Here is a 22,974-nt window from a genome sequence, read left to right on the forward strand (position 1 = left end):
CCGATACCCCGGTCCCGGTGCTGCCGTCTCCGAAGGCCCATCCGTAGCCGGTGATGCCGGCGTCGTCGGTGGAGGCGCTGGCATCGAAAGCCGCGGTCAGACCGGAGGCCGAGGCGGTGAACGACGCCACCGGCGCGGCATTCACCGTGAAGGGAACGCGCTGCACCGCAAGGACGGCCGAGGTGTCGACGACAGTCACCTTCAGCCATTCATCCATCGTTGCTCCGCCTTCCACCGTGATCCTGGAAAAGTTCGGGACCGGGGTGGTGAGTCCGTAGTACGACAGCCACGTCGACGACGTCAGCGGGCGGTCGCTGGCGAAGCTGTGAGTGTCCCCGTTGAAGAGGAAAACCGGGAGTTGATAGGCCAGGGATTCGGAGGCGAAGGCTTTCACCAACGGTTCGTAGGCGGTGCGGCTCGGGGTTCCCTTGAACATATCGGCCTGGGTCGTGAAGACAACGGCACGGCTGGCGTTCGCGGTGGCACGTTGGAAGGCAGCGTGAATGAGGGCAATGCCGGCGTCGGTTCGTGCGTTGACTTCGGCGGTCTGGGCACTCGTCGGCGCTGAATATCCGCTCCAGGTTGCCAGATCGTTGGCCGAGCCCACGATGTGCACCGCGGCGAACGTGAGGCCTTCCCGGTCGTAGAGCACGTTCTCCGGATAGCCGGACTGCGCCGTGACGCTGGCCGCGTTCCGTCCGAGCGTAGTGCCGGGAGCCGGGAAAAAGACCTGGCGCAGGGCGGCCAGGCGGTCGAGCGGATTGGCGGCACCCACGGAGGCACCCGAACAGTCGGCCCATTCATTGTCGCCGGGCGTATAGACCAGCGGATCGGCAAAAGTGTCGAAATTCGCCCTGATGGTCGCGTAGTACGAGTCGGAGCAATTAGGCGGGCCACCGATGTCGCCGAGATGGGTCACCAGCTGCACTTGGGGATCCGCATTGATCTGCCCGATCCGCTGCGGGAAAACGCTAAGCTGCGTGGAGCCGTAGGGAGTGTCCCCGATCACGGCGAAGCTGAAGGGGGTAGCGGCCGCGACCGTTTCCGCGGCGGCTGCGGTGAAGGTCAGGGACAGCGCGATGGCGGCCAGCGCTGAAACGAGCTTGAGCTTCACCGACATCTCCTCGCATTAGGACAGCTAATCCTGGAGACCGTTCCTGCCGCAATCACGGTTCGGGTGGCCCAGATCCGGGTGCCGGTAGCCGCTCCAAACCGTCTCGGGTACCGAAAGGCTACAAGTGGGGCATCCGGTTGTCCAGCACACGTCCCGCCGTGAATTCGCACTGTAAATCCGCGCGAATCCGCGGCGGCGCTGCGGACTCACGGGACCTGCGTTCGGCCGGGGTTCGCCGGCCAAGTAGGGCCGGGCCTTTGCGAGTGGTCCGTACCCGCCCATCAATGGCCGGCCCAGTAGTCCGGGCCAATTACGCGATGAGACAGCCGGAAAAGACGCGTACTGCTTACTCGCGTGCCCGGCCGGAGGCACTCCTAGGTTTGTCTGATACATCCAGTCAGCAAACACCTCTGGGTACTGAGTAGGTCTCGACAATGTGCTTTTCGAACATCGGCTCCGTGACGGGCTTTTCCAGCTTGTCCTGGCAAGTTTCGGCGCGCTGCGGCCACCGTGTCCCGGCCGTCGGCCCGGCCGCAGACGGCGGGGACAGGGCCGGCCGAACCGCCATCCCGGCATGTGGCAGATTCGGCGGCCCGCAACTCAACTGGCAATCCAGCGTCCGCCTCGATTTGTACTACGTAGAAAAACTGGTCTCTCGCCGGCGACATCATCCTGCGGCCCAACGCCACGATGATGAAGAACCCAGCCGGCGCTTACTAAAACGGGGGAATCATGCCTTTGCTCAAACACGAGCGGTCCATCAGCGCCGAACTGTCCGATGCCAAGCTGGCCGCGGCGCTGGCTGAAGGGGCCGGAGACCTCCTGAGGACCCTGCAGGGCCGGGACACCACCTTCACCCCCAAATCCCTGGGCGCGGAGGGGGACAGGCGCTCCCATCAATTCCTGAAGAAGATGCTGCTCCGCACCCGGCCCAAGGACCAGGTCCTCTCCGAGGAGGCGCCGGACCAGGTCTCGCGCCTGCGGGCCGAACGGGTATGGATCATTGACCCGTTGGACGGGACCCGCGAATTTTCCGAAGGCCGCCGCGACTGGGCAGTGCACGTCGCACTGTGGCAGGAAGGCGAGCTGACGGCCGGCGCAGTCGCGCTTCCCCGGCTGGACATGGTCCTGACGGGCGAGGACGGCGGCGGATCCGCCGCTCCCCACACGGGTCTGCGAATGGCCGTGTCCCGGAGCAGAGCGCCGGGAATCGCCGGCTCCGTGGCCGCAGACATCAACGCCACCCTAATTCCGATGGGCTCCGCCGGGTTTAAAACATGCGCCGTCGCCAGCGGCGAAGTCGACCTTTACCTGCACGACGGCGGCCAGTACGAATGGGATTCCGCCGCACCCGTCGTCGTCGCCCGTGCCGCCGGACTGCATGTGAGCCGCCTCGACGGCTCGGCACCGCGGTACAACCAGGAAAACCCCTACCTCCCGGACCTGCTGGTCTGCCGCCCGGAACTCAGCGGACTGGTGTTGGCAGCAATCGGCAGGGCAAAACAGCAAAGCCCCCAAACGAAAGGACACGCCGGTGCGTGACGTGACCGAAAGCCCTAGGCGCATCCTTTCCCAGCTTGAGGTTCTCGAGTCCGAGGCCATCTACATCCTCCGGGAAGTGGTGGCGGAGATCGAGCATCCGGCGCTGATGTTTTCCGGCGGGAAAGATTCGATCGTCATGCTGCACCTCGCCGGTAAGGCGTTCGCTCCTGCCCGTATACCGTTTCCGGTGCTCCATATCGACACCGGCCACAACTTCCCGGAGGTGCTTGAACTCCGGGACCGCATGGTGGCCCGGTACGGATTGAACCTGGTGATCGGATCCGTTCAGGACGCCATTGAGCGTGGGATTGTTCGGGAAGAGCCGAACGGCTCCCGGAACCGGATACAGACCCCGGTGCTGCTGGAAACGGCGGAGAAGAACGGCTTCACCGCCCTGCTGGGCGGTGCCCGCAGGGATGAGGAAAAGGCCCGGGCCAAGGAGCGCATCTTCTCCTTCCGGGACGAGTTCGGCCAATGGGACCCCAAGAAACAGCGTCCCGAGTTGTGGAACCTGTTCAATGCCAAGGTCCACTTGGGTGAAAGCATCAGGGTGTTTCCGCTGTCCAATTGGACCGAGCTCGATATTTGGGAGTACATCGCGGCCGAAGGCATCGAAGTGCCCTCCCTCTACTACGCCCACCAGCGCGAGGTTTTCGAGCGCAACGGCATGCTGTTCGCAGCTAACGAGCTCTGCCAACCCGCCGCCCACGAGCCGACATTCACGGAATCGGTCCGCTACCGCACGGTGGGGGATGCCACCCTGACCGCCGCCGTCCGATCCCATGCCGACAACGTAGAGCTGGTCCTCGAAGAAGTCGCTGCCTCCCGGATAACCGAACGCGGGGCAACCCGCGGCGATGACCGGGTCAGCGAAGCGGCGATGGAAGACCGAAAGAAAGAAGGCTACTTCTGATGGACCTGCTGCGATTTGCCACTGCCGGATCGGTCGACGACGGCAAGAGTACCCTGATCGGTCGCCTGCTGTACGACTCCAAGTCCATCTTCAGCGACCAGCTGGAAGGAGTTGAGCGGACCAGCCGTGAAATGGGCTCGGAATACACAGAACTGTCGCTGCTGACGGACGGGCTGCGGGCCGAGCGGGAACAGGGCATAACCATCGACGTCGCGTATCGGTATTTCGCCACCCCGTCGCGGAAATTCATCATTGCGGACACCCCCGGCCACATCCAGTACACCCGGAACATGGTGACCGGGGCCTCCACCGCGGACCTGGCGATTGTGCTGGTAGACGCCAGGAAGGGACTCGTTGAGCAGAGCCGCCGCCACGCCTTTCTGGTTTCCCTGCTCCAGGTTCCACACCTTGTGCTGGCCGTCAACAAGATGGACCTCGTGGGATACTCGCGCCAGGTCTACGAGGACATCCGGCGGGAGTTCACGGAGTTTGCGGCAAAACTGCAGATCGCAGACCTGACCGTCATCCCCGTCTCCGCCCTGCACGGGGATAACGTCGTGGACCGCTCGGAGAACATGCCCTGGTACGAGGGCGGTTCACTGCTCAACCACTTGGAGAACGTTTACATCGCCAGCGACAGGAACCTGGTGGACGGACGGTTCCCTGTGCAGTACGTAATCCGGCCGCACACCAGCGAGCACCACGACTACCGCGGCTATGCGGGCAAGATCGCCGGCGGGGTGATGCGAACCGGGGACGACGTGATCGTGTTGCCCAGCGGGCTGCCCAGCCGCATCGCGTCCATTGAAACCGCCGATGGTCCGGTGGACGAGGCGTTTGCGCCGATGTCTGTGACAGTCCGGCTGGAGGATGACATCGACATTTCGCGGGGGGACATGATCTGCCGGCCGCACAATCAGCCGAGCGTGTCCCAGGATATCGATGCCATGGTCGCGTGGATGAGCGAGGAGCCTCTCCGGCCCGGGCAGAAGCTGGCCCTCAAGCACACCACCCGCAACACCAGGGCCCTGGTGCAGTCCGTGCAGTACGAACTCAACGTCAACACCCTGCACCGGGACGAATCCGCCCCCGAACTTGGGCTGAACTCCATCGGCCGCGTCCGGCTGCGGACGACGACGCCGCTGCTGACCGACGAGTACCGGCGGAACCGTGAAACGGGCGGATTTGTACTGATTGACGAAAACACCCACAGTACCGTCGGCGCCGGAATGATCATCTGAAGCCACTGGCCGGGGCCATCACGCGTCACTTATCGGGGAGGATCAAAAGCAATGAGGTCAGGGAAAGTTTTTCGGGAGGGTCCGCGTGCTGCGACACCGGGCACGGAGCGGATTCTGCTGGTGGGTTCCAGCGGCGGTCACCTGGCGCAGCTGATGTCGCTGCGCCCCTGGTGGTCTGCGCATGAGCGGGCGTGGGTCACCTTTCCCACCGAGGATGCGAAGTCGAACCTCGAGGCGGAGACCGACGTTTCATGGGCGTACTCGCCTACTACACGCAATATTCCCAATCTGCTCAGGAACGCCTGGCTTGCCTATCTCGTGATTCGCCGCTTTCTCCCCACCGTCGTCGTCTCCACCGGCGCCGGGAGCGCTTTCCCGTTCTTCGTCGCGGCCAGGGCTCTGGGCATCGCGACTGTGTACATAGAGGTCTTCGACAGGGTTGAGAGCCCCACCTTGACCGGCCGGCTCTGCCGCCCCTTCTCGGATCTCATGCTTGTCCAGTGGCGGGACCAACTTGGTCTGTACCCGGATGCGCAGTTGCTGGGAAGACTCCTCTGATGAGCAGGGCATCCAGGACAATAACGGTACTGGTGGGAACCGACTGCCATCCGTTCAAGAGAATCATCGACTGGGCCGACAAGTGGGCCCAGTCGAATCCGTCGGACCGGGTGATGGTTCAGTACGGCCACAGCGCACCACCGCGTATTGCCGCCGGCCGGGACTTCGTCTCGCCCAAGGAGCTGGCCAACCTGTTGGAGAGCAGTGAGATCGTCATTCTTCACGGTGGCCCTGCCACGATTTCAGAGGCGCGAAAGGCCGGCCACCTCCCATTGGTGTTTCCCCGGGACCCGCAATACGGGGAACATGTCGATGACCATCAGCAACGGTTCACGCGCTGGTCCGCCGAGAGGGGCCTCGCCATTTGCGTGGAGTCGGCGCCGGAACTGGACGCCCATGTGGCCGCGTCGGCGGAGAACGGCGCGGGAACCCGTCTCCTGATAGAGACCGAAACCTTCGGCGCCGACGAGGCCGCGCAGAAGCTGGCCGCACTGCTGCACAAGCGCCGGACCTCGACGAACCGCGCCTCCGTCGGAGCGCCCGTGGTGCTGTATGTTGCTGCTCCGGCCCACTCCGTGGACACCGTGCTGGAGTCGGTCGGGGGCCGCGCCTCAGTGGCTGTCCTCGGCGATACGCGCCAGCTCTGGCAGCGCGGCATCCTCGACAACGAGGATTGCAGCTGTGGCGTTCCCTTCCATGAGTGCGGGTTCTGGAAGGCCGTCGGCAAGTCCGCGTTCGGCGGTTGGGACGAAGTCGATGTCCGCGGTGTCAGCAGGCTTGCCGACGCCGCCATGCCGGCACGGAGGTTGGGGCCGGCGGCGCTGGCTGGAAGGCGGGAAGGACGGCTGCAGCTGGCCCGGTACAGCGGTTATTACCAGGCCATCTATGCTGCTGCCAGGGATGTCTCAGGTGCAGACGTCCTGGTCGACTCAGGCGAGGACCCAACGCTGGCCTACGCGCTGAGCCATAATCGCGAGATCGACCTCCGGTTCCTCGAGATCGCCACGGCTGCTCCGTTCTGGTCCAAGACGCGGACCGCAGCCATGCGGGACAAACCGTCCTGGCTGAGCGCAGCATGGGCGGCCCAAGCATTGAGCCGCCACCACATTCCCCGGGCCAGCCTGCCGCCGTCGGCCGCAAACGATAAGCAAGTCGTCGCAGGGGCCTGGACCGAGTTAGGACTGCCCGGTGGCAGTGCCGGCGACGGCGCCGCCGATGGTGCCGCTGGCCGGATCGGCCAGCCCACGGGGCCGTTCCACGCCATGGCTGCACGTCACGCCATGGCCGCCCCTCGCACCAACTCCGTACCCGACCCCGTTGCAGGGTGGTGATGACCATGGACCGGGTCACGGCCATAATTGCCACGAGGGACCGCCCGGAGATGCTGCGACAGGCGGTCAGCGCCGTGCTGGCGCAGACCTACGCCGGATTCATCGAAGTCCTGGTGGTCTTCGACCAGTCCGACCCTGACTATTCCCTCGCCGAGGAATCAGCCTCCCGAAGCGTGCGTGTCCTGACCAACGGGCGGAAGCCGGGACTGGCCGGTGCCCGCAACAGCGGCATCGAGGCAGCAACGGGGGAGTTCATCGCGTTCTGCGATGACGACGACCTCTGGCTAGCGCACAAGATCGAGGCGCAGGTGCAGGTGCTGGCGGACAGTCCCGGCACTGAGTTCGTGACCTGCGATATTACGGTCTCCTACGACGGACAGTCCCACGACCGCCCGTTGGGGAAGTCCTGGATCACTTTCGCCGATCTGCTCCGCGACCGGCACACAGAACTCCATCCCTCGACATTCCTGATGCGGCGCTCCGCCGTTCTGGACGGGTTCGGTCTGGTGGACGAAGACGTCCCCGGCGGATTCGGCGAAGACTACGAGTTTCTCTTGAGGGTCTCCCGCCGGGGGCCGATTGCCCACGTCCGCCGGGTTTCGGCCATGGTCAGGTGGGGGAGCCAGTCCTTTTTCTTCCGCCGCTGGCAAACGATGTGTGATGGTCTGTCATGGATTCTGGACAAGTACCCGGAGTTCGACACGGTGCCCGCCGGGGCTGCCCGGATCAGGGGCCAGTTGGCGTTCGCCCACGCGGCCATGGGTGAGCGGCGAAAGGCTCTGCGCTGGGCGGTATCGGCTGCCCAACGCAATCCCTTGGAACCGCGCGTTCCCCTAGCCGCCGCCGTCGCGTGCGGCATTGTGACTCCGGCCCGCGTCATGGAGGCACTCCACAAACGGGGCCGCGGCATCTAGCGGCCGGCCCCGCCGGTCAACCGCTGACCAGCTTCCGCCAAGCCGCGGCGGAAGGCGCGTCCGTCAGGCGGTAGTCGCCGATCTTGACCGCGGAGTCCCAATACGCCACGAAGAGGGCATTGTTGTCCTTCAGGTACTTGCCGACCTTGGTAAGCCACGCACCACGTCCCGCCCCGCTGGGGTCCGAGGGAATGAGCCGGCTTCCCGTCTCGGCAATGCCGAAGGGCTTTCCCGCCCCCTTGGAGACCGCAACGACGTCTCCGTAGACCTTGGCCGGGTCCGGGTAGGTCGAGGGACCGGCGACGCTCCCGGCGTCGTTGTAGGGATCCCAGGCCAGGACGTTGATGTAGTCGGCCCCCGGGTAGTAGTCCTTCCAGTTCAGCTTCGAAGCCGGGTTCACGGTCCATCCCATGAGGATCAGCGTGGAGTGCAGGTGCTGGTTGTTGGCCTGTTTCTCCAGCTGCACAATGTGCTGCCACGCTGCACGGTAGGCGGCAGCGGTGTAACTTCCCTTGGCGATTTCGGCCTCCGGTTCGTGCACGTAAGACCAGTACGTTTCCTGGTCCCGCGGGGCCGTCTTGAACCAGGCCAGCAGGGCCTCATCGTAGGTGCCGGCCAGCACGTCCGCCGGCAGCGGGCGGAAGGAGATCACCAGGGATCTACCCTTAAACGTTTCCAGCGATGACCAGCTGGACGGAAGCGCATCGTCGAAGAGCCGGACGGTGCCCAGCGAACCGAAGCGGCACTCCTCCCGCGCCAGCGCTTCTTCACGTGTCCCTCCGGAGCTCGATTGTCCAAGGCTGGAGCCGAAGACGGTCCCCGACGTCGGCGCGGGGGCGGGAGTCGGCGCACCGGCAGGTACCTCCTGCATGGAGACGTCATCCACCTGCAAAAACTGGCCCGGTGCCAGGTCCCACGCCAGGATGTTCAGGTCCATGGACGAACAGTTGTAGGCGGCCGTGACATCGAAGGCGATCTTCGTCCAGCTCGTGTCCGTCAGGTTGAAGGAGGACCCGGTGAGCGGGACGTCGCCCTGTTCCTCGCGGACCCGTACCTGACCCGATATGCCGGGGGTGTCGGTACGGACCCAGGCGCTTACGGTGTAGCGCGTTCCGGCTTTGGTGGATCTGACGGTATTGAGTTCATCGTTCAGGACGGCTGTCTGCTTGCGGTTCGTTGTGAGCTCGACGGCGTGCCGGCCACTGTGGCCGCCGCTAACTACGGCCAGCTCCTGGGTGCTGCTGTCATTGGTCCGCCAGCCAGGGGTGCCAACTTCAAAACCGCCGTTTACCACCTGTTCTGCCGAGCCCGCCTCAACCGGATCAGAGCCGGCTTCGGCAAGACCCAGGACAATTGCCAGGGCCGTGCAGCTGCCGGCAACTAACCGCCTGAGGCGGCTCCGGTGCGCGGGGGTCCGCCGGGGCAGGGGCAAGACGGCATCGGTCCCTGGGGTATACCCGGTGTCTCTTGAGCGATTCATAGGCTTGCTCCTGCGCCCGAGGGCGTTGATCACGATGCACAGTGAGACCCGGCTGCGATCAGGGCTTTCGAATCGGGTCAGAGCGGCCGTGTTGATGTGAAGAGACTGTACAACTCTTCGTCACGGATTCCCACAGGTGCTACGCGGGCGGCGTCTCAAATTACTCGTGTATCAGGACAGCAATATCGTGCACAATGGGACCACATGCCGCAGGCGGCAGTTTGGGGGGACCGGCGGAGGGACCGATGATGCGCAACCGGTGGCGGGTACAACGCCTTGTGAGCGGCACAGGCACGTCGCCGTTGGACACTCTGGTGGAGCAGCTCTGGCGCCTCCCGGTCGCTTCGGGTCAGATCCGTGTTGTTCTCAATCCCGCTGCCGACGATGAATGGCGCGACGTGGAATCGTATTGGGTGCTTCCCAACGCGTCACAGGCGCGGCTGCTGATCCCGCTGGCGACGCCGCAGGTCACGGCCGCCAGTCTGCTCCAGTACCGGGCGTTGCGCCGCGGCAAAGTCAATACGGCGCGAATCCTCTTGGGATCGTTGGCCCGGCTGGGCATACGGCCGGTCCTGACCAGGTTGTGCGTTCAGGAGCGCGTGGCTCCGGTGGCGCGGGGAGCCCGGGAAGCGCTGCCGCTTGCCGCCGTGGCGGCCAAGCTGCGCGGCAGCGTCATGACAGAGGGAGAGGCCGGGCCGGACTTCCACGCTGCGGGTCACCAATTGTTCGCCTCGATAGGTATCCGGGAAGGCGATAATCGCAAGCCGACGCTGCAGCTGGTGGACGGGGCGGGGAAGCCGGCCGGCTATGCCAAACTGGCCTGGAATGAGAGCAGCAGTGAGTTTGTCCGGACGGAAATCGGTGCGTTGAGGGCCGTCGGCGCGTCGGCCGGGCCGGTGCGGGCTCCCGCTCTGCTGGCCGTTGGAACCCACGGTCAGTTTTCATATCTGGTGACGGAGCCCCTGCCTCTGGACGTGCGCGCCGTGCGTGGAGGTGTCAAGGGCCCCACCCCTCAGGAGCTCTTCGCCCTGTGCCCCGTTAGCAGGGTGGACACGCTGTCCTCCACCGAACACTTCCAGAATTTGAGCCGCCGGCTGGCTGCCCTTGACCCGGCGTCTGAACCGGAGTTGGCGCAGGCCCTGGCCCGCCTGGAAGAGTTGTTGCGCGCCGGGGATCCGTTGTTGCCGGTGGCCGAACGCTGGCACGGTGACCTTGTTCCCTGGAACACCGCAAGGGATTCCAAGGGTCTCCTGTGGTGCTGGGACTGGGAGTCGTGCGAGCCCGATGCGGTCGCCGGCCTGGACGCCGTGCACTGGATGTTCAGTGTCAGGCGCGAACGCGGCGAGGGTCCGATGGCAGCCAATCTGCTCCGTGCCATGGCGGACGCCGGACCGTTTTTCGAGGCAGCGGGTGTTCGGCGGGACGCCTGGCCCGTGCTGGCGGGGGTCTACGCGATGGTGGTAGCCGAACGGGCGTGGACGCTGGCTGTCCGCAACGGCGGCTGGGCCTCGTCTTGGATCTCCGTGCGGGAGCTGATCGACCTGCTCGGCGCCGCCCAGGGCCTCCTTGATGCCCTTGATGGGCAAGGAGCGGTTGAGGAGTCACCTGCCGGCCCGGCTGCGTCCACGGCACCGCCGGCCTAGGGATCCGCTCAGGCCCAGAGCGGATCCCGCTGGAGATAATCCGCAAGTTCCTTGTTGTGCGGGGCGTAATAGGACGTGAGTTCTTCTCTGGCGGCCTCGGGCATGGTGGACCGGGCGCTGGCATTGAACGTTTTGGTGGTTGGCAGGCCATATGGGGGGATGCCAAGGAAATCGCACACCCGGTTAAAGACGCCCTGGACGTCGTCGTACATATCCTCGCTGCGCAGGACCAGCAGCTGGCCCTCCGGAAACGCGCGGTGCCAGTTCTGCAGCTGGGGCAGATACACGCCCCTGGCGCGGTAGGTGTAAAAGTCATGGGCGGCGCTGTAGTACCGGGAGTCGGCCGCCATTTTCCCGGACTCGCCCTCAAGCCTCGCGTCCTCGGCGGCCAGCGCCGCCTCGAAGCTGAGCGGCTCGACGCCGTTCTGGACCCTTTCCTGGTAATGGGAGTATGCGCGTTCCACTGGATCTCTCAGCAGCGCTATCGCCTTGATATCGGGGGCGACCGCGCGCACCTGCATTGCGATCCGGGGGTCCCAGAGATAATACGGGGACGCCTCCCCGCTGATCGGACGGTAGCCCAGTTTCCGGGACAGCAGATTGCGGTACGACTCCGTGTGGAAGTGCGAGCGATACCAGAGCTCGCCTCGCCCGCGCTCCTTGAAGAAGTAATCAGTACTCTTCTTGCCCCGCACCTGTGGAAAGAGCCCCAGGACCCCGGGGTGCATCAAGAGGTAGTTGTACAGGGAGGTTGTGCCGCCGCGCTTTGCGCCGACGATCAGGAAGTCCGGCGCTGGCCTCGCTCCCACGGTCCCCTTGGCGTAGGACCGGGTGACCAGGTCACCGGCATCCTTCATCCACCGTGGAGCTGCGTCTTTGATGTCGCTGAGTCCAAGCATTGCAGATTCCTCATTGGTCTAGTGAGTGGTTTCAGAAGGAAGGGATTCCAGGGAGGGGAGGGGCTAGGTGGCGGTCGGGGTTTTACGGCGCACGGTGCGGGACAGAAGGGCAAGGTCGTCCAGGTGCAGCCGCTTTCTGTCCAGCCAGCACCATGTGGCAAGGGCGGCCATGCTGGCGGACCCGGCAACAAATACGGCTGCCGTTGACTGGCCCATCAGCACCCTGGTCAGCACGCTGACCGGTGCAACACAGGCGCCGGCGACAAACAGGGCGTAGAAAACCCGCCGCGCGCCGAACTTGATGCCCAGGAAGATACGGCTTTCCACGGAGGCTAGCACCGAGTCCAGCAGGAGGCTGAAGGCCCAGGAAACTGCCGCCCCCGTGATGCCCCAGAGGGGAACCAGCCACAGGTTCCCGATCACGTTCAGGACCAGCACAACCACCTTGTTCGCGGCCATCCACCCGCTTCTGCCGCTCATCATGAGCAGCGCGTCCACATTCCCGGCCATCAGGAACGCTATGGCGCCCACGCACAGCACCGTTAGTGCCGTGCTTCCGCTCTCGAAACCGGGGCCCAGCCAGCCAAGGACGGTCGGGGCGAAAAACATGAACAGCGCATAGATCGGCGCCCCCAGCAGCACTATCCAGCTGACCGTTGTGGAGTAGAGATCCTGAACCTGGCGCGTCTTGTTCTCGCTGAGCAGGGCACTGAACCGCGGCGATATCACCATCCTCATGGCGGTGGAGACGATGAGCCCTACGCTGATGAAGCGGCTCGCGGCCCCGTAGACGCCAGCCGCCCCGGCCCCTGCGATCAGGCCCACCAGCACCACATCGAACCAGATGATCGACTGCTCCACGCCCGACGAGAACCATCGGGGCAACGCAAACTTCCATATCTGGACGTTGAGCTCACGGTCCGGCCACAGGGTCCCCCGGCCGCCGGCACCCCGTTCGTGCGCGTCGACGCGCCGCCACAGAACCATCAGGGCCGCCAACATTCCGATCGCCGCGGGCGCAGCCCATGCGATGGATGCCAGCACCGGGATCGTGCCCAGGCCCAGGGCACCGAGTCCGAGGGCGCCCAGCACCAGCAGGGGGCGGGCGACCGGCAGGCCAATGTTGCCGATCGCCGCATACGGCACAATGCTCCCCAGGCCGCGGGTTGCGGCAAGCGCAACCACCATGATCGCAGCCGCGGGCAGGAACCAGCTTGCCCCCTGCACCGCCTGGACCAGCTGTTGGCTGTCGGCGTCACCCCCGGTGCCGAGTTGGGGCGCAAGCACGGCCATCAGCAGTGCCAACAGGATCCCGACCACGGCGGTGGGAACGAGCAGGGCCATGGTGGCGCCCCGGAGCTTGGACCGGTCCGAGATCTGCAGGCGGGGGAGTACCCAGACGGCAGCGGTATCCATGCCGGCTTTCGCCAGGCCCAGCACGATGGTGAAGATGGCGATGGTCTGCAGCACGACGCCGGAGCCCGCTTCGCCCAGTGCACGCGCAAGGATGAACGTCAGCGCAAAGCCCATGACTGAGCCGATCGCAGCTCCCAGGATTCCGATGATGCCGCCGCGTGCGGCCTGCCGGCGTTCCGCGCTGTGGGGGGAAGCCCCCCGGTCAACTTCCTGCTCCACCCCGGCGGCGCTCACGACGACTTGAGGCTTCCGGCTTTGGAAATTGAATCGGAAATGGACGCCTTGGAAGCTGACTCCGCGAGGAGCGCCTTGGAGACTGTTCCCTGGGCGGCCGCTTTGGGCAGGCTTTTGACTTCCCGGTGCCGGCCCTCCTTCGCGGAGGCTTCCGGGTCAAGGATCCTTCGCCCGGATGGGACCAGTACTGTTCCCGCGAGCTGTGCCTCGATGTCGCTCATTTCGGCGGCGTTCAGAGCCAGCGCATCGATCCGGGTCCGCAGGCATTCCCCGACAAGCAGAACGAAATCGGAGAGACGACCGGCTGCCAGACGGCTCGAATGCGGTGCTGACGGCGGCAGAGCCAGAATGATCACCTGGCCCGAGTCGCGTCCAATGAGTTCCCGGCGGACCGCTTCGGTCACGAAGTCATCGGCGTCGAAGATTGTCCGTCCGCGTTGTGGCTGGAACACCGAGAGGGACTGTACGAGGCCGGATCTGAAGAGGCGGCCGTCGGTTCCGGCAGCATGGCTGTCCAGCTGCAGTCCGGCCGTCAGGACCCTCATTTGGTCCTCCGAGGCCCCCATCATGATCAACTCGACGCGGGTTCCAGCCTCAGCCAGCACGACCGCAAGGTTGGCAGCCACGTCCGAGGGCCGCGAATGTTGAGTCTCATCGATGACCGTCAGGGTGCGCAGCCGGTTGTTTGAGCTCGCCAGGAGCCGTTCACGCACCACACGGAACTGGTCCAGGTCCGCGCCCGCGGCAGGCATCGTTGCACGGGAGGCGCTCAACCGGACCAGGAGGGGGCCCGCGCCCGCCCCGCGTACGTCGTACCAGTCCCGGACGCGCCGGTCCAGCATATTGACGGCGAACGCTAGCACCAGCCCCAACACGAAGGCGGCCAGCGAGCCGGTGAGCATCACCGTCACCGGCTGCGGGTGATAGCTCACCTCGTTCTGTGCCGCCGGGTTCAGCACCGTACCGCCATTCGTGTCGATCAGGGACAGCTGGTTCAGCTGCGACTGGACACTCCCGATCTGGGCGAGGATCGAGGGTGCACTGCCACCGGCGCGCGGGAGAGCCTTCTGCAGGCCCGACAGCTGCTGCTGAAGCTGGCCCTGGAGCTTGGACTTCCGTTCCTCAGCCTGGCCTTGGCGGTAGGAGAGGTAAGAATTGGCGAGCGCATCCGCGCCCGCCCTGGCGTTCTGCGCCGTGCTCGAAGTGTAGGAAATCGCCATCGTCGTACCGTTGGCCAACGTCGTGACATTCACCCCGGCCCGGAGCGCCGCGACGGAGTCGCCGTGGGCCAGGTTGGCCGCGGCGGACTGGGCCACCACGAAGGAGCTTGCCAGCTGCTGTTCCGTGGAGGCGTCAAGCAATGCTGAGCTCGCTTTGGCGGGGTTAAAAGGGTCGGTGGTGATGACGTTGAGGTTGACAACGGTGGAGGCCGTCACGGAAGTCGGCGTCAAGCCCAGGTAGACCGCGGAGGCGCTGATTCCCAGGAGGGTGACCAGTGCGATGGTTTTCCATTGCCGTCGCAAAACTACCGCGTAGTGACCGAGTCCGACGGAAGAATTCTCGTCCATTTGTTCCTCAATCTGCCGACAGATCGCCGGCAATACGCCCAAAACGGGAGACCTTACTCAGCGCCGGGCCGGGGCTGATGGCACGACGATATAACCCGGCCGGCCGGGGGCATATAGGTATTTGTGTGCAGGTACTACTTAGGAACTACTCGTTGCCCAGCATTGTGCCGGTTGTCATACTGAACGCCGATAGCCAACCAGCCCGATACCTTCCTAAGAGGACGCCAGGCATGACAACGGACCTCCCGGCCGCGACAGCCGGCGTCGCGGCACCGCACCGAACCTTCGTTCAGCGCCAGGATCGGGAACGACCCGGGGCCACCGCCGAGTTGCCGCGCTGGCCGTTTGCGCTGATCTTCCTGGGTTACCCCCTTTGGTGGCTCGCCGGCCTCAGCGATCTCATTTGGATCGGCGTCGGCGGAATCATGTTCCTGTATTTGGTGCGATTCCGTTCGGTGCGGGTGCCGAAAGGATTTTCGGTGTGGGTGCTTTTCCTCCTCTGGATGACGTGTTCGTCCATCGCTATCGATTCACCGGATCGGATGCTCGGATTTGTTTACCGGCTGCTGGTTTATCTGGCGCTGACTGTCATTTTCGTCTATGTCTATAACGCCAAAGCGCACCTGAAGGTGCAGTACGTGCTCGGCTGCCTGACGGTGTTCTGGGCGGTCGTCGTGCTGGGCGGCTATTTGGGACTTCTATTTCCCACTGTGGTCATCCACACCCCGCTGAGCTTCGTTTTGCCGCAATCCCTGATGCGGAACGAGCTGGTGAACCAGATGGCCATCCGGCGGCTGACGCAGTTTAATCCCACCGCCTGGAGCTACATCGACCCACGGCCCAGCGCGCCTTTCCTGTACACAAACAATTGGGGCGCCGCATACTCTCTGCTCCTGCCGCTGGTGGTGGGCTACCTCTGGCAGATCCGCAGGAGCCGCCGCTTTTGGCTGGTGCTGGCGGCCATTCCGGTCTCCTTCATACCGGCGTTCCTGACCCTTAACCGGGGCATGTTCCTGGGTCTTGGCATCGCGCTGCTCTACGCCGCCATGCGGATGGCACTGGCAGGAAACCGGAAGGGCCTTGGCGCGCTGCTGGGTATGGGGATCCTGGTGGCGATCATCGTCCAGGTCCTTCCCGTCACCGAACGCCTGCAGAACCGGCTCGGCGTCAGCAGCACCACCGAGGACAGGGAGTCCCTCTACGCCGAGGCCCTGAACGAAACGCTGAAGTCACCCATTTTTGGTTTCGGGGCCCCCAGGCCGTCCGTCACCATTGGCGCACCGTCGGTGGGAACACAAGGTCAGATCTGGATGGTGCTCTATTCCCACGGCTTCCTTGCGGCAGCCTTCTTCCTGCTCACGTTCGCCGTCATGTTCTTCTATACACTGCGGCTCTCGGACCCGGTGGGCCTGGCCTGCAACACCGTCCTGCTGGTGTCGCTAGTGGAAGTGTTCTACTACGGCATGCTCACGTCGGGCCTGGCGCTTATGCTGATCGCAGGGTCAATCGGCCTGCAAAAGGCAGCCGCACTGAAACGGGGGCTGCGACCGCCGGGCAAAGGGGTGTTCCCATCGAACTTCTAAGCGAGCTCCGCAACGATATCAAGGCAAACCGTGGCCAATCCAAGGGCCAGTTCGTCATGGTTCTTTACCGGATTGCGCACGCAAGCCGCAAGCCATTGGATAGACGCCCCCGGCCGCATGCCGTCGTCGTCGGCGCGGCGTACAGGCTGCTGGTGGAGTGGGTGCTGGGCGTCGAGATTCCCTGGCGCACCAAGGTCGGTTCCGGCGTGCGCGTCTACCACGGCGTCGGCGTGGTCATCAATGACCGGACCGTCATCGGCAACAATGTCGGCATCCGGCAGAACGTCACCATCGGCAACAAGGGTGCCGCCGGTCCGTGCCCGGTGATCGAAGACGACGTCGAGATCGGTGCCGGGGCGATCATCGTCGGCGGCATCCGAATCGGCAAAGGGGCCCGCATTGCAGCCGGCGCCCTGGTGACCAACGACGTGCCACCGGGGTATATGGCGATAGGGAACCCCTCGGTGCTGCGGCCGCCGCTGGCTGTTTCGGCGGACACGACCCCCGCCTGAGCGGCCGTCCGCACTCCGCGGCTACCGGGTGGCGCTATAAACGTCGGTGCCGAAGTGGTTCAATCCGGAAACCCCCGCCATACCCAGATGCGGCAGGGAGAACGTGTCCTCGATACTGGCAAGCAGGCTGTAGTGGTTGTAGAGAGTGTCGGACGAGGTATTGGGACGCACGAAGGGCGAGATCACCAGGGCACCAACCTTCCCCCCTCCCGCACCGAAGACTGCCTGCAGCGGGGCCCCCCGATCGATGTTCTCCCCTTCCTCCTTGTCGCCCTCATCGAAGGTGATGACCAGCATCCCGTCCGCCATAAAAGCAGGGGAGGAGGTGATCGCCGGAACCCACTTCTTCAACCATGCATCAGCCGTGGCCAGACCGCCTGCCACCCCGTCGACGCAGGGGGAATCGTGTCCGTCGTTGCACGTGTTGGGCGTGATGTAGGACAGATTAGGGGTGGTTTCCACCGCTTTCAGATCGGCAGTCAACCCGGTCAGGTCCACGACATTCTTGGCGCAATCGGGGGAATCGGTGATCGCAGCAAAGTACACGAACGGATTATGTCGGGTGGCATACTGGTCGCCGATCCTGGGCGTCTTGGTGGTGTCTGCGGCGTTCAGTTTAGGGTGCCGACACGCGGTTCCCATGTCCTCCATGTAACCCTTCCACGACAGCCCCGCTGAGCTTAGCTGCCCTGCAACGGTGGGCACACTATCCGGGTAGAGGCAGCCGAAGCCGGCAAGCTGGCCGTAGGACGCCGTGCCGGTCTGAGTAAATTCGTGGTAGACGGCACAGTCATGCATGGTCTTGGGGTTGGGGCCCTGTCCGGAGATCTGCGCTATGTAGTTCGGCAGCGAACTCGGCGCCACGGCATAATACGACGTCAGGAGAACGCCTTGCTGCCGCAGCGTCTGCGACAGGTACGGCGCCTCCGATTCCGCGCCCCACGCCCGGTCGTAGCTGGTGTTTTCCAAGTTGATGACAAACACGTGTGCCGGCTTGGTCGCCGCCGACACGGCCGCGGGGGTGCCGCCCGCTCCCGGTTCGGACCCGGCCGGCTTGCCGCCGCACCCCGCCAGAAGGGATGCCAGGGCCAACGCAGCCACTCCAGCAAGTGTCGCGCCAGCAAGTGCCCGTCCGCTACCTGCCCGTCCGCCAAGGGCCCTGCCGGCGGCTGCTGTGGCCGGCAGCGTCGCCATGCCGGACTGCCGGCGGCGGGTTCGGGCGGAGGTACTGCGGTGCGGCCTCATATTGTTTCCATTCCCTCTGTCAGCTGATGCTGCGGCTTTGTTGGCTCTACAACTAGCACCAGCGTGCGGACCGGTCTATAGGTAGTAACGCCTTCATGGCGGCCCGGACGGCATCCGGAGGCGACCTGCCGGCTCCCCTTCGCCCCGCTCGGGTAGCGCCGCGCCGGGGGCGAGTAGTGCAGCAGATTTGACGGGTAGCGACGGACAGGATTCGGGTAGCCGGATGCCTTTATCCGCCTTACTTTTAGCGGTCACGGCGTCATACTCTTGCTTCACTCTTCGACTCTGAGGAGTGCCTGGTCTTCAAGCATGCGCCTCTTCCTGGCGCATTCCGGTCTCTTTCTAAGGGGGCTCCCTGTGTCGAGGGCGCGCGCTGTTTCAAAAATTGTTGGCCCGCTGGCCATTGCTTCAATAGTGTTCTCGACCCTGGTGGCCAATCCGTCACCGGCCTCGGCGGCGCCGGTGGTGGTGCGGAATGGAGCGACGGCAGCGACGGCCGCGGCCTCCTGCTGGGAGATCAAGCAGGACAACCCCGCAGCCGCGGACGGCACCTATTGGCTGCTGACGCCGGCCATGGATGCCCCCGCCCAGTTCTACTGCGACATGACCACCGACGGCGGCGGCTGGGTCCTGGTCGGCAAGGGCCGGGAAGGCTGGGTAGTCAACAACAACGGGAAAGGCTCGCCGTCGGCGCTGCGCACTGCCGGACTGAGCCCTATGTCGTCAGCGACGACGCAGTACTCGGCCACTGTGGTGGAAGCTCTACTCAACGGCGGACGTCCGGACGCCCTGGCCGACGGTATCCGGCTCAAACGAGCCATGAATGCGGACGGAACGCAGTGGCAGGAAGCCCGCTTCAATACGAACAAGCAAGACCGCTGGGTCTGGACGTTCAGCGCGGAGCACCAGGTGGCCTGGTATTCCTTCAACGGCGTGCGCGGCGGCGGAGGGCTGACGTCCAACTTCGGGGCCGACGATGCTTACCAGCGGATCTACACGAATTCGCTGACGGACCAGGCACAGGGCTACACCCAGGGCTTCTCCTATGGCCCGACGGTCGCGGGCACCAGCAGCAGCACCAGCTACCTGTGGTCGGCCACGGACGGGCAGGGCTCCGCCCGTCCCTACACGGAGATGTATCTCCGTCCCCAATTCACCTCCCTGGACGCGGGGTTCACGCGCATCGGTGACAACGGCAGCGCCGTGAAAACGAATGCGCCGGTCGCGGCGTCCTTGGCGCTGGACAGCCCCTGGGGCCTGGCCGATCCGGTGACCCCGAAGCGCGAAGGCGACGTGCTGTCACAGGCGTTCGTCCAGAGCGGCAACACGATGTACGTGGGCGGCAACTTCACCGCCGTCCAGCGCACCGCCAATTCCACCGGGGCGGATAAGGTCCCCCAGGCGTTCCTGGCGGCATTCGACGTCACTACCGGCCAACTGCTGCCTGGATTCGCCCCGAAGTTTGACGGCTCCGTGATGTCCCTCGCAGTGCTGCCCAATGGCAACGTCGTGGCCGGGGGCACATTCACCACCGTGAACGGCGCACCGTCGCCCTCCCTCGTGACACTCAACCCCACAACAGGTGCCACGGCGACGAACTGGTCAGTGTCTGTGGAAGACCGCATCGTCGGGGACGTCATGAGGGTGACGGATATGGCCGTCAACGGGAAGTGGCTCTATCTGGGCGGTGCTTTTACCCACCTCGGCGGAGGAAGCCAGCCGACCGCGGTCACCTATGCGCGAGACCTGGGCCGCGTGTCACTGGCCGACGGCACACCGGACCCGGACTGGAACCCCAACATGGACGGGACTGTCATGGGCATCTCGCCGTCCGCGGACGGGAGCCGGGTCTATGCCGCAGGTTTCTTTTCCAACGCCAATGGGATGACTGCGCGCAGGGCTGCCGCCGTGCAGACCGTTGCCGGCGCTCCGTTGGCCACCCCGGCGTGGAACCCGGTCTGGAGTGCCCCCAAGGATTACCAGCAGACCGTGGGGGCCGTCGGTGACCGTGTCTGGGTTGGCGGCTCGGAGCACGGGCTCTTCAGTTTCTCCCCTTCGACGTTTGATCGGCTCTCGGGCAACATTGGCAAGAACCACGGCGATTTCCAGACGATGACGTCGAGCCCGACCGGCATGCTCTACGCCGGCTCGCACGGCCACGACTGGAACTATTCCAACGCGTTCACCTGGCCGGACGTGGGAACCGGCTGGACCGAAGCCGACGCCTTCAGCTATATCGGCGCGTGGGACGCGGGGACCGGCCGGATTGTCCCCACCTTCAGCCCGACCATCACCTGTGCCAAGAAGGCGGAAGGTGTGTGGGCGTCCGTGGTGGACAGCAATGGCACCTTGTGGGCAGGAGGAGACATAGCCACCGCGGCAACGCGAACTTCGGTGTCGAGGTGGGCGGGAGGCTTCGCGCGATTCCCGCAGACGGACGCGACCGCCCCTACCACCCCAGCCAACGTGACGCCGTCGTCGGACGGATCCACGACGGTGAAGCTGACGTGGGGCGCCGCTACGGACAACAGCGGCAGCGTTTCCTACCAGATCCTGCGTAACGACCGCGTTGTCGCCACCACCACCGGGACGAGCATGACCGTCCCGAAGGGCGGGGAAAACCGGTTCTTCGTGCGGGCGGTGGACGCCGCCGGCAACCTTTCCGCCAGCTCGCCGGCGGTGGTCACCAGCGGTGGAAATCCCTCGCCCGTGGCCGCCTTCACCTCCGCCGCCGACGGCTGGATCGAAACCTTCGACGCCTCGGCTTCAACCGACAACGGGAGTATTGCCGACTATGCCTGGAACTTCGGCGACGGCACCACCGGATCCGGCGCCACCGTCAGCCACACCTACGCCGCAGCCGGGACCTACCAGGTCCGTTTGGTGGTCACCGACAACGGCGGCGAACGAGCGGGCCTGACGAAGACGCTGACGATTGTGCAGCCTGCCCCGAAGGATGCCTACGGAGCTGCCGTTTACGGTGAGAATCCCACACTCTACTACCGGTTGGGCGACGGCAGCGGCACCACCGCGGCGGATTCAGGCAGCTCGGATAGCCCGGGGACGTATTCGGGCGGCGTGGCCCTCGGCTCCGCCGGGGGACTGCCGGGCCTGCCGGACACCGCCGCCACCTTTGACGGCACATCCGGCCTGGTGGCCAGCCAAAAGAGCTACGACAACCCCAGCACCTACTCACTGGAGCTGTGGTTCAACACCACCACCACCCAGGGCGGCAAGCTGATCGGCTTCGGGGACCAAGCAACCGGAACCTCCAACAACTATGACCGGCACGTGTACATGCAGGACGACGGCCGGCTGGTGTTCGGCACCTGGACTGGCCAGCCGAACACCATTACCAGCCCCGTCGCCTACAACGACGGCAAGTGGCACCTGATGGCGGCCACGCAGTCCTCCGACGGCATGGCCCTTTACGTGGACGGTGCGAGAGTGGGGACGAATCCGCAAACCCAGGCCCAGCCCTACGCCGGGTACTGGCGGATCGGCGGCGACACGACCTGGGGTTCCAGCAGCCCGTTCTTCGCCGGAACCCTCGATGAGGCGGCCGTCTATCCGGCGGCACTGACGGCGGCAAAGGTGGCCCAGCACTACCACCTCGGCGGCGGCAACCTGGCTCCGGCAGCGTCCTTCAGCTCTGCGGTCAGCGCGGACTCGGCGGCTCTGGACGCCTCCGGCTCCACCGATGATGGCAGCATCGCCAGCTACGCGTGGGACTTCGGCGACGGCACGACAGGCACGGGCGTAACCACCACCCACGCCTTTCCCTCGGCCGGCACCTACCAGGTCACACTGACCCTGACCGACGACCTTGGACTGACATCCTCCGTCAGCCACCCGGTGGCGATCACGCGGCCAGCACCGGCGGATGCCTACGGGGCCGCCATCTACGGCGATAACCCCACGCTGTACTACCGGGTGGGTGAAAGCGACGGCACCACCGCGCAGGACTCCAGCCCGGCCGGCAGCGCCGGAGACTACTCGGGCGGCGTCACCCTGGGAGCTGCCGGGGCGCTGGCGGGAGGGGCAAGCACCGCGGCCACCTTTGACGGCAACTCCGGCCTGGTCGCCAGCCGCAGCTCCTTCACGAATCCGTCAACCTACTCCCTGGAGGTTTGGTTCAACACCACCACCACCCGGGGCGGGAAGCTGATCGGGTTCGGAAATCGCGCGACGGGAACCTCGGACAATTACGACCGGCATGTGTACATGCAGGATGACGGCCATTTGGTGTTCGGAACGTGGACAGGTCAAATGAATACGATCACCACGCCTGCTGCCTACAACGACGGGCTGTGGCACTCGGTGGTGGCCACGCAGTCTTCCAACGGCATGGTCCTCTACGTGGACGGTGCCGAGGTGGGAACCAATCCGCAGACGGCGGCCCAGGACTACACGGGCTACTGGCGGATCGGCGGCGATACGACCTGGGGTTCCAGCAGTTCGTTCTTCGCCGGCACCCTCGACGAGGCTGCCGTCTACCCGTCGGCACTGACGGCGGCGCAGGTGGCCAAGCACCACGAACTCGGCACCACCGTGCCGCCGGTGAATAAGGTGCCGGTGGCATCGTTCACTTCGACGGTGAAGGATCTGGGCATCACGGTGGACGGGTCCGGCTCCTCGGATTCGGATGGCACGGTTGACTCCTACGCCTGGGACTTCGGAGACGGGTCCATTGGTCAGGGTGCGACGGCGACCCACACGTATGCGGCTGCCGGAACCTACACGGTGAAGCTCACCGTGACCGACAACCAGAGCGCGACGGG

Annotated in this window: 16 protein-coding genes; 10 read left to right on the forward strand and 6 right to left on the reverse strand. The window is 65.0% G+C overall.

The window, feature by feature from the left end; all coding sequences use genetic code 11:
- A partial coding sequence (locus AC1DBD_RS17365) for a PKD domain-containing protein (protein ID WP_476982658.1) occupies nucleotides 1-1,114 on the reverse strand: 1,114 nt, incomplete at its 3' end.
- A 732-nt stretch (nucleotides 1,115-1,846) separates the two neighbouring features.
- Here AC1DBD_RS17365 and AC1DBD_RS17370 point away from each other — a divergent pair.
- From AC1DBD_RS17370 to AC1DBD_RS17395, 6 genes are all read left to right on the forward strand, one after another.
- Entirely contained in the window at nucleotides 1,847-2,656 is an 810-nt protein-coding gene (locus AC1DBD_RS17370) for a 3'(2'),5'-bisphosphate nucleotidase CysQ (RefSeq protein ID WP_476982659.1), read from the forward strand.
- A complete protein-coding gene (cysD, locus tag AC1DBD_RS17375; RefSeq protein ID WP_476982660.1) occupies nucleotides 2,649-3,569 on the forward strand; it encodes a sulfate adenylyltransferase subunit CysD in 921 nt (306 codons plus the stop codon). The genes AC1DBD_RS17370 and cysD overlap by 8 nt, the downstream gene beginning before the upstream one ends.
- Nucleotides 3,569-4,810, forward strand: a complete 1,242-nt coding sequence (locus AC1DBD_RS17380; protein WP_441417817.1) for a sulfate adenylyltransferase subunit 1 — start codon at nucleotides 3,569-3,571, stop codon at nucleotides 4,808-4,810. Before cysD ends, AC1DBD_RS17380 begins: the two co-directional genes overlap by 1 nt.
- 120 nt (nucleotides 4,811-4,930) lie before the next feature.
- Nucleotides 4,931-5,368 carry a PssD/Cps14F family polysaccharide biosynthesis glycosyltransferase gene (gene pssD, locus AC1DBD_RS17385; protein ID WP_476982661.1) on the forward strand — a complete coding sequence of 146 codons (438 nt, stop codon included), beginning with the start codon at nucleotides 4,931-4,933 and terminating at the stop codon, nucleotides 5,366-5,368.
- Nucleotides 5,368-6,699 (forward strand): glycosyltransferase, encoded by a 1,332-nt coding sequence (locus tag AC1DBD_RS17390; protein WP_476982662.1) that lies wholly within the window; start codon nucleotides 5,368-5,370, stop codon nucleotides 6,697-6,699. The genes pssD and AC1DBD_RS17390 overlap by 1 nt, the downstream gene beginning before the upstream one ends.
- Nucleotides 6,699-7,613, forward strand: a complete 915-nt coding sequence (locus AC1DBD_RS17395; RefSeq protein ID WP_476982663.1) for a glycosyltransferase family 2 protein — start codon at nucleotides 6,699-6,701, stop codon at nucleotides 7,611-7,613. The genes AC1DBD_RS17390 and AC1DBD_RS17395 overlap by 1 nt, the downstream gene beginning before the upstream one ends.
- Before the next feature lie 16 nt (nucleotides 7,614-7,629).
- On the opposite strand, the gene AC1DBD_RS17400 is transcribed toward AC1DBD_RS17395, so the two are convergent.
- Entirely contained in the window at nucleotides 7,630-8,907 is a 1,278-nt protein-coding gene (locus AC1DBD_RS17400; RefSeq protein ID WP_476982664.1) for a carbohydrate binding domain-containing protein, read from the reverse strand.
- A 464-nt stretch (nucleotides 8,908-9,371) separates the two neighbouring features.
- On the opposite strand from AC1DBD_RS17400, the gene AC1DBD_RS17405 reads away from it, so the two are divergent.
- Nucleotides 9,372-10,736, forward strand: coding sequence for a hypothetical protein (locus AC1DBD_RS17405; RefSeq protein ID WP_476982665.1), 1,365 nt, complete (start codon nucleotides 9,372-9,374; stop codon nucleotides 10,734-10,736).
- An 8-nt stretch (nucleotides 10,737-10,744) separates the two neighbouring features.
- On the opposite strand, the gene AC1DBD_RS17410 is transcribed toward AC1DBD_RS17405, so the two are convergent.
- The 3 genes from AC1DBD_RS17410 to AC1DBD_RS17420 form a co-directional block, all read right to left on the reverse strand.
- On the reverse strand, nucleotides 10,745-11,635 hold the full coding sequence (locus AC1DBD_RS17410) for a sulfotransferase family protein (protein WP_476982666.1): 891 nt from the start codon (nucleotides 11,633-11,635) through the stop codon (nucleotides 10,745-10,747).
- Nucleotides 11,636-11,698: 63 nt separating this feature from the next.
- Nucleotides 11,699-13,285, reverse strand: coding sequence for a lipopolysaccharide biosynthesis protein (locus AC1DBD_RS17415; protein ID WP_476926500.1), 1,587 nt, complete (start codon nucleotides 13,283-13,285; stop codon nucleotides 11,699-11,701).
- Nucleotides 13,282-14,853 (reverse strand): hypothetical protein, encoded by a 1,572-nt coding sequence (locus AC1DBD_RS17420; protein ID WP_476892533.1) that lies wholly within the window; start codon nucleotides 14,851-14,853, stop codon nucleotides 13,282-13,284. The genes AC1DBD_RS17415 and AC1DBD_RS17420 overlap by 4 nt, the downstream gene beginning before the upstream one ends.
- 230 nt (nucleotides 14,854-15,083) lie before the next feature.
- Here AC1DBD_RS17420 and AC1DBD_RS17425 point away from each other — a divergent pair, with 230 nt between their 5' ends.
- A complete protein-coding gene (locus AC1DBD_RS17425; protein ID WP_441417808.1) occupies nucleotides 15,084-16,436 on the forward strand; it encodes an O-antigen ligase family protein in 1,353 nt (450 codons plus the stop codon).
- Nucleotides 16,437-16,531: 95 nt separating this feature from the next.
- Nucleotides 16,532-16,948 carry a serine acetyltransferase gene (locus AC1DBD_RS17430; RefSeq protein WP_476982667.1) on the forward strand — a complete coding sequence of 139 codons (417 nt, stop codon included), beginning with the start codon at nucleotides 16,532-16,534 and terminating at the stop codon, nucleotides 16,946-16,948.
- A gap of 21 nt (nucleotides 16,949-16,969) precedes the next feature.
- Here the strand turns inward: AC1DBD_RS17430 and AC1DBD_RS17435 are convergent, their stop codons facing one another.
- Complete coding sequence (locus AC1DBD_RS17435) at nucleotides 16,970-18,049, reverse strand: alkaline phosphatase family protein (RefSeq protein ID WP_476982668.1); 1,080 nt, start codon at nucleotides 18,047-18,049, stop codon at nucleotides 16,970-16,972.
- A gap of 558 nt (nucleotides 18,050-18,607) precedes the next feature.
- Between AC1DBD_RS17435 and AC1DBD_RS17440 the strand changes: the two genes are divergently transcribed.
- On the forward strand, nucleotides 18,608-22,974 hold a 4,367-nt coding region (locus AC1DBD_RS17440), incomplete at its 3' end, for a PKD domain-containing protein (protein ID WP_476982669.1).

The organism is Arthrobacter sp. 10T419, assembly GCF_056394105.1.

Coding starts and splice junctions, on each gene's coding strand:
- AC1DBD_RS17370 (WP_476982659.1), top strand. CDS start 1,847: ATGCCTTTGCTCAAACACGAGCGGTCCATCAGCGCCGAACTGTCCGAT.
- AC1DBD_RS17380 (WP_441417817.1), top strand. CDS start 3,569: ATGGACCTGCTGCGATTTGCCACTGCCGGATCGGTCGACGACGGCAAG.
- AC1DBD_RS17390 (WP_476982662.1), top strand. CDS start 5,368: ATGAGCAGGGCATCCAGGACAATAACGGTACTGGTGGGAACCGACTGC.
- AC1DBD_RS17395 (WP_476982663.1), top strand. CDS start 6,699: ATGACCATGGACCGGGTCACGGCCATAATTGCCACGAGGGACCGCCCG.
- AC1DBD_RS17410 (WP_476982666.1), bottom strand. CDS start 11,635: ATGCTTGGACTCAGCGACATCAAAGACGCAGCTCCACGGTGGATGAAG.
- AC1DBD_RS17420 (WP_476892533.1), bottom strand. CDS start 14,853: ATGGACGAGAATTCTTCCGTCGGACTCGGTCACTACGCGGTAGTTTTG.
- AC1DBD_RS17425 (WP_441417808.1), top strand. CDS start 15,084: ATGACAACGGACCTCCCGGCCGCGACAGCCGGCGTCGCGGCACCGCAC.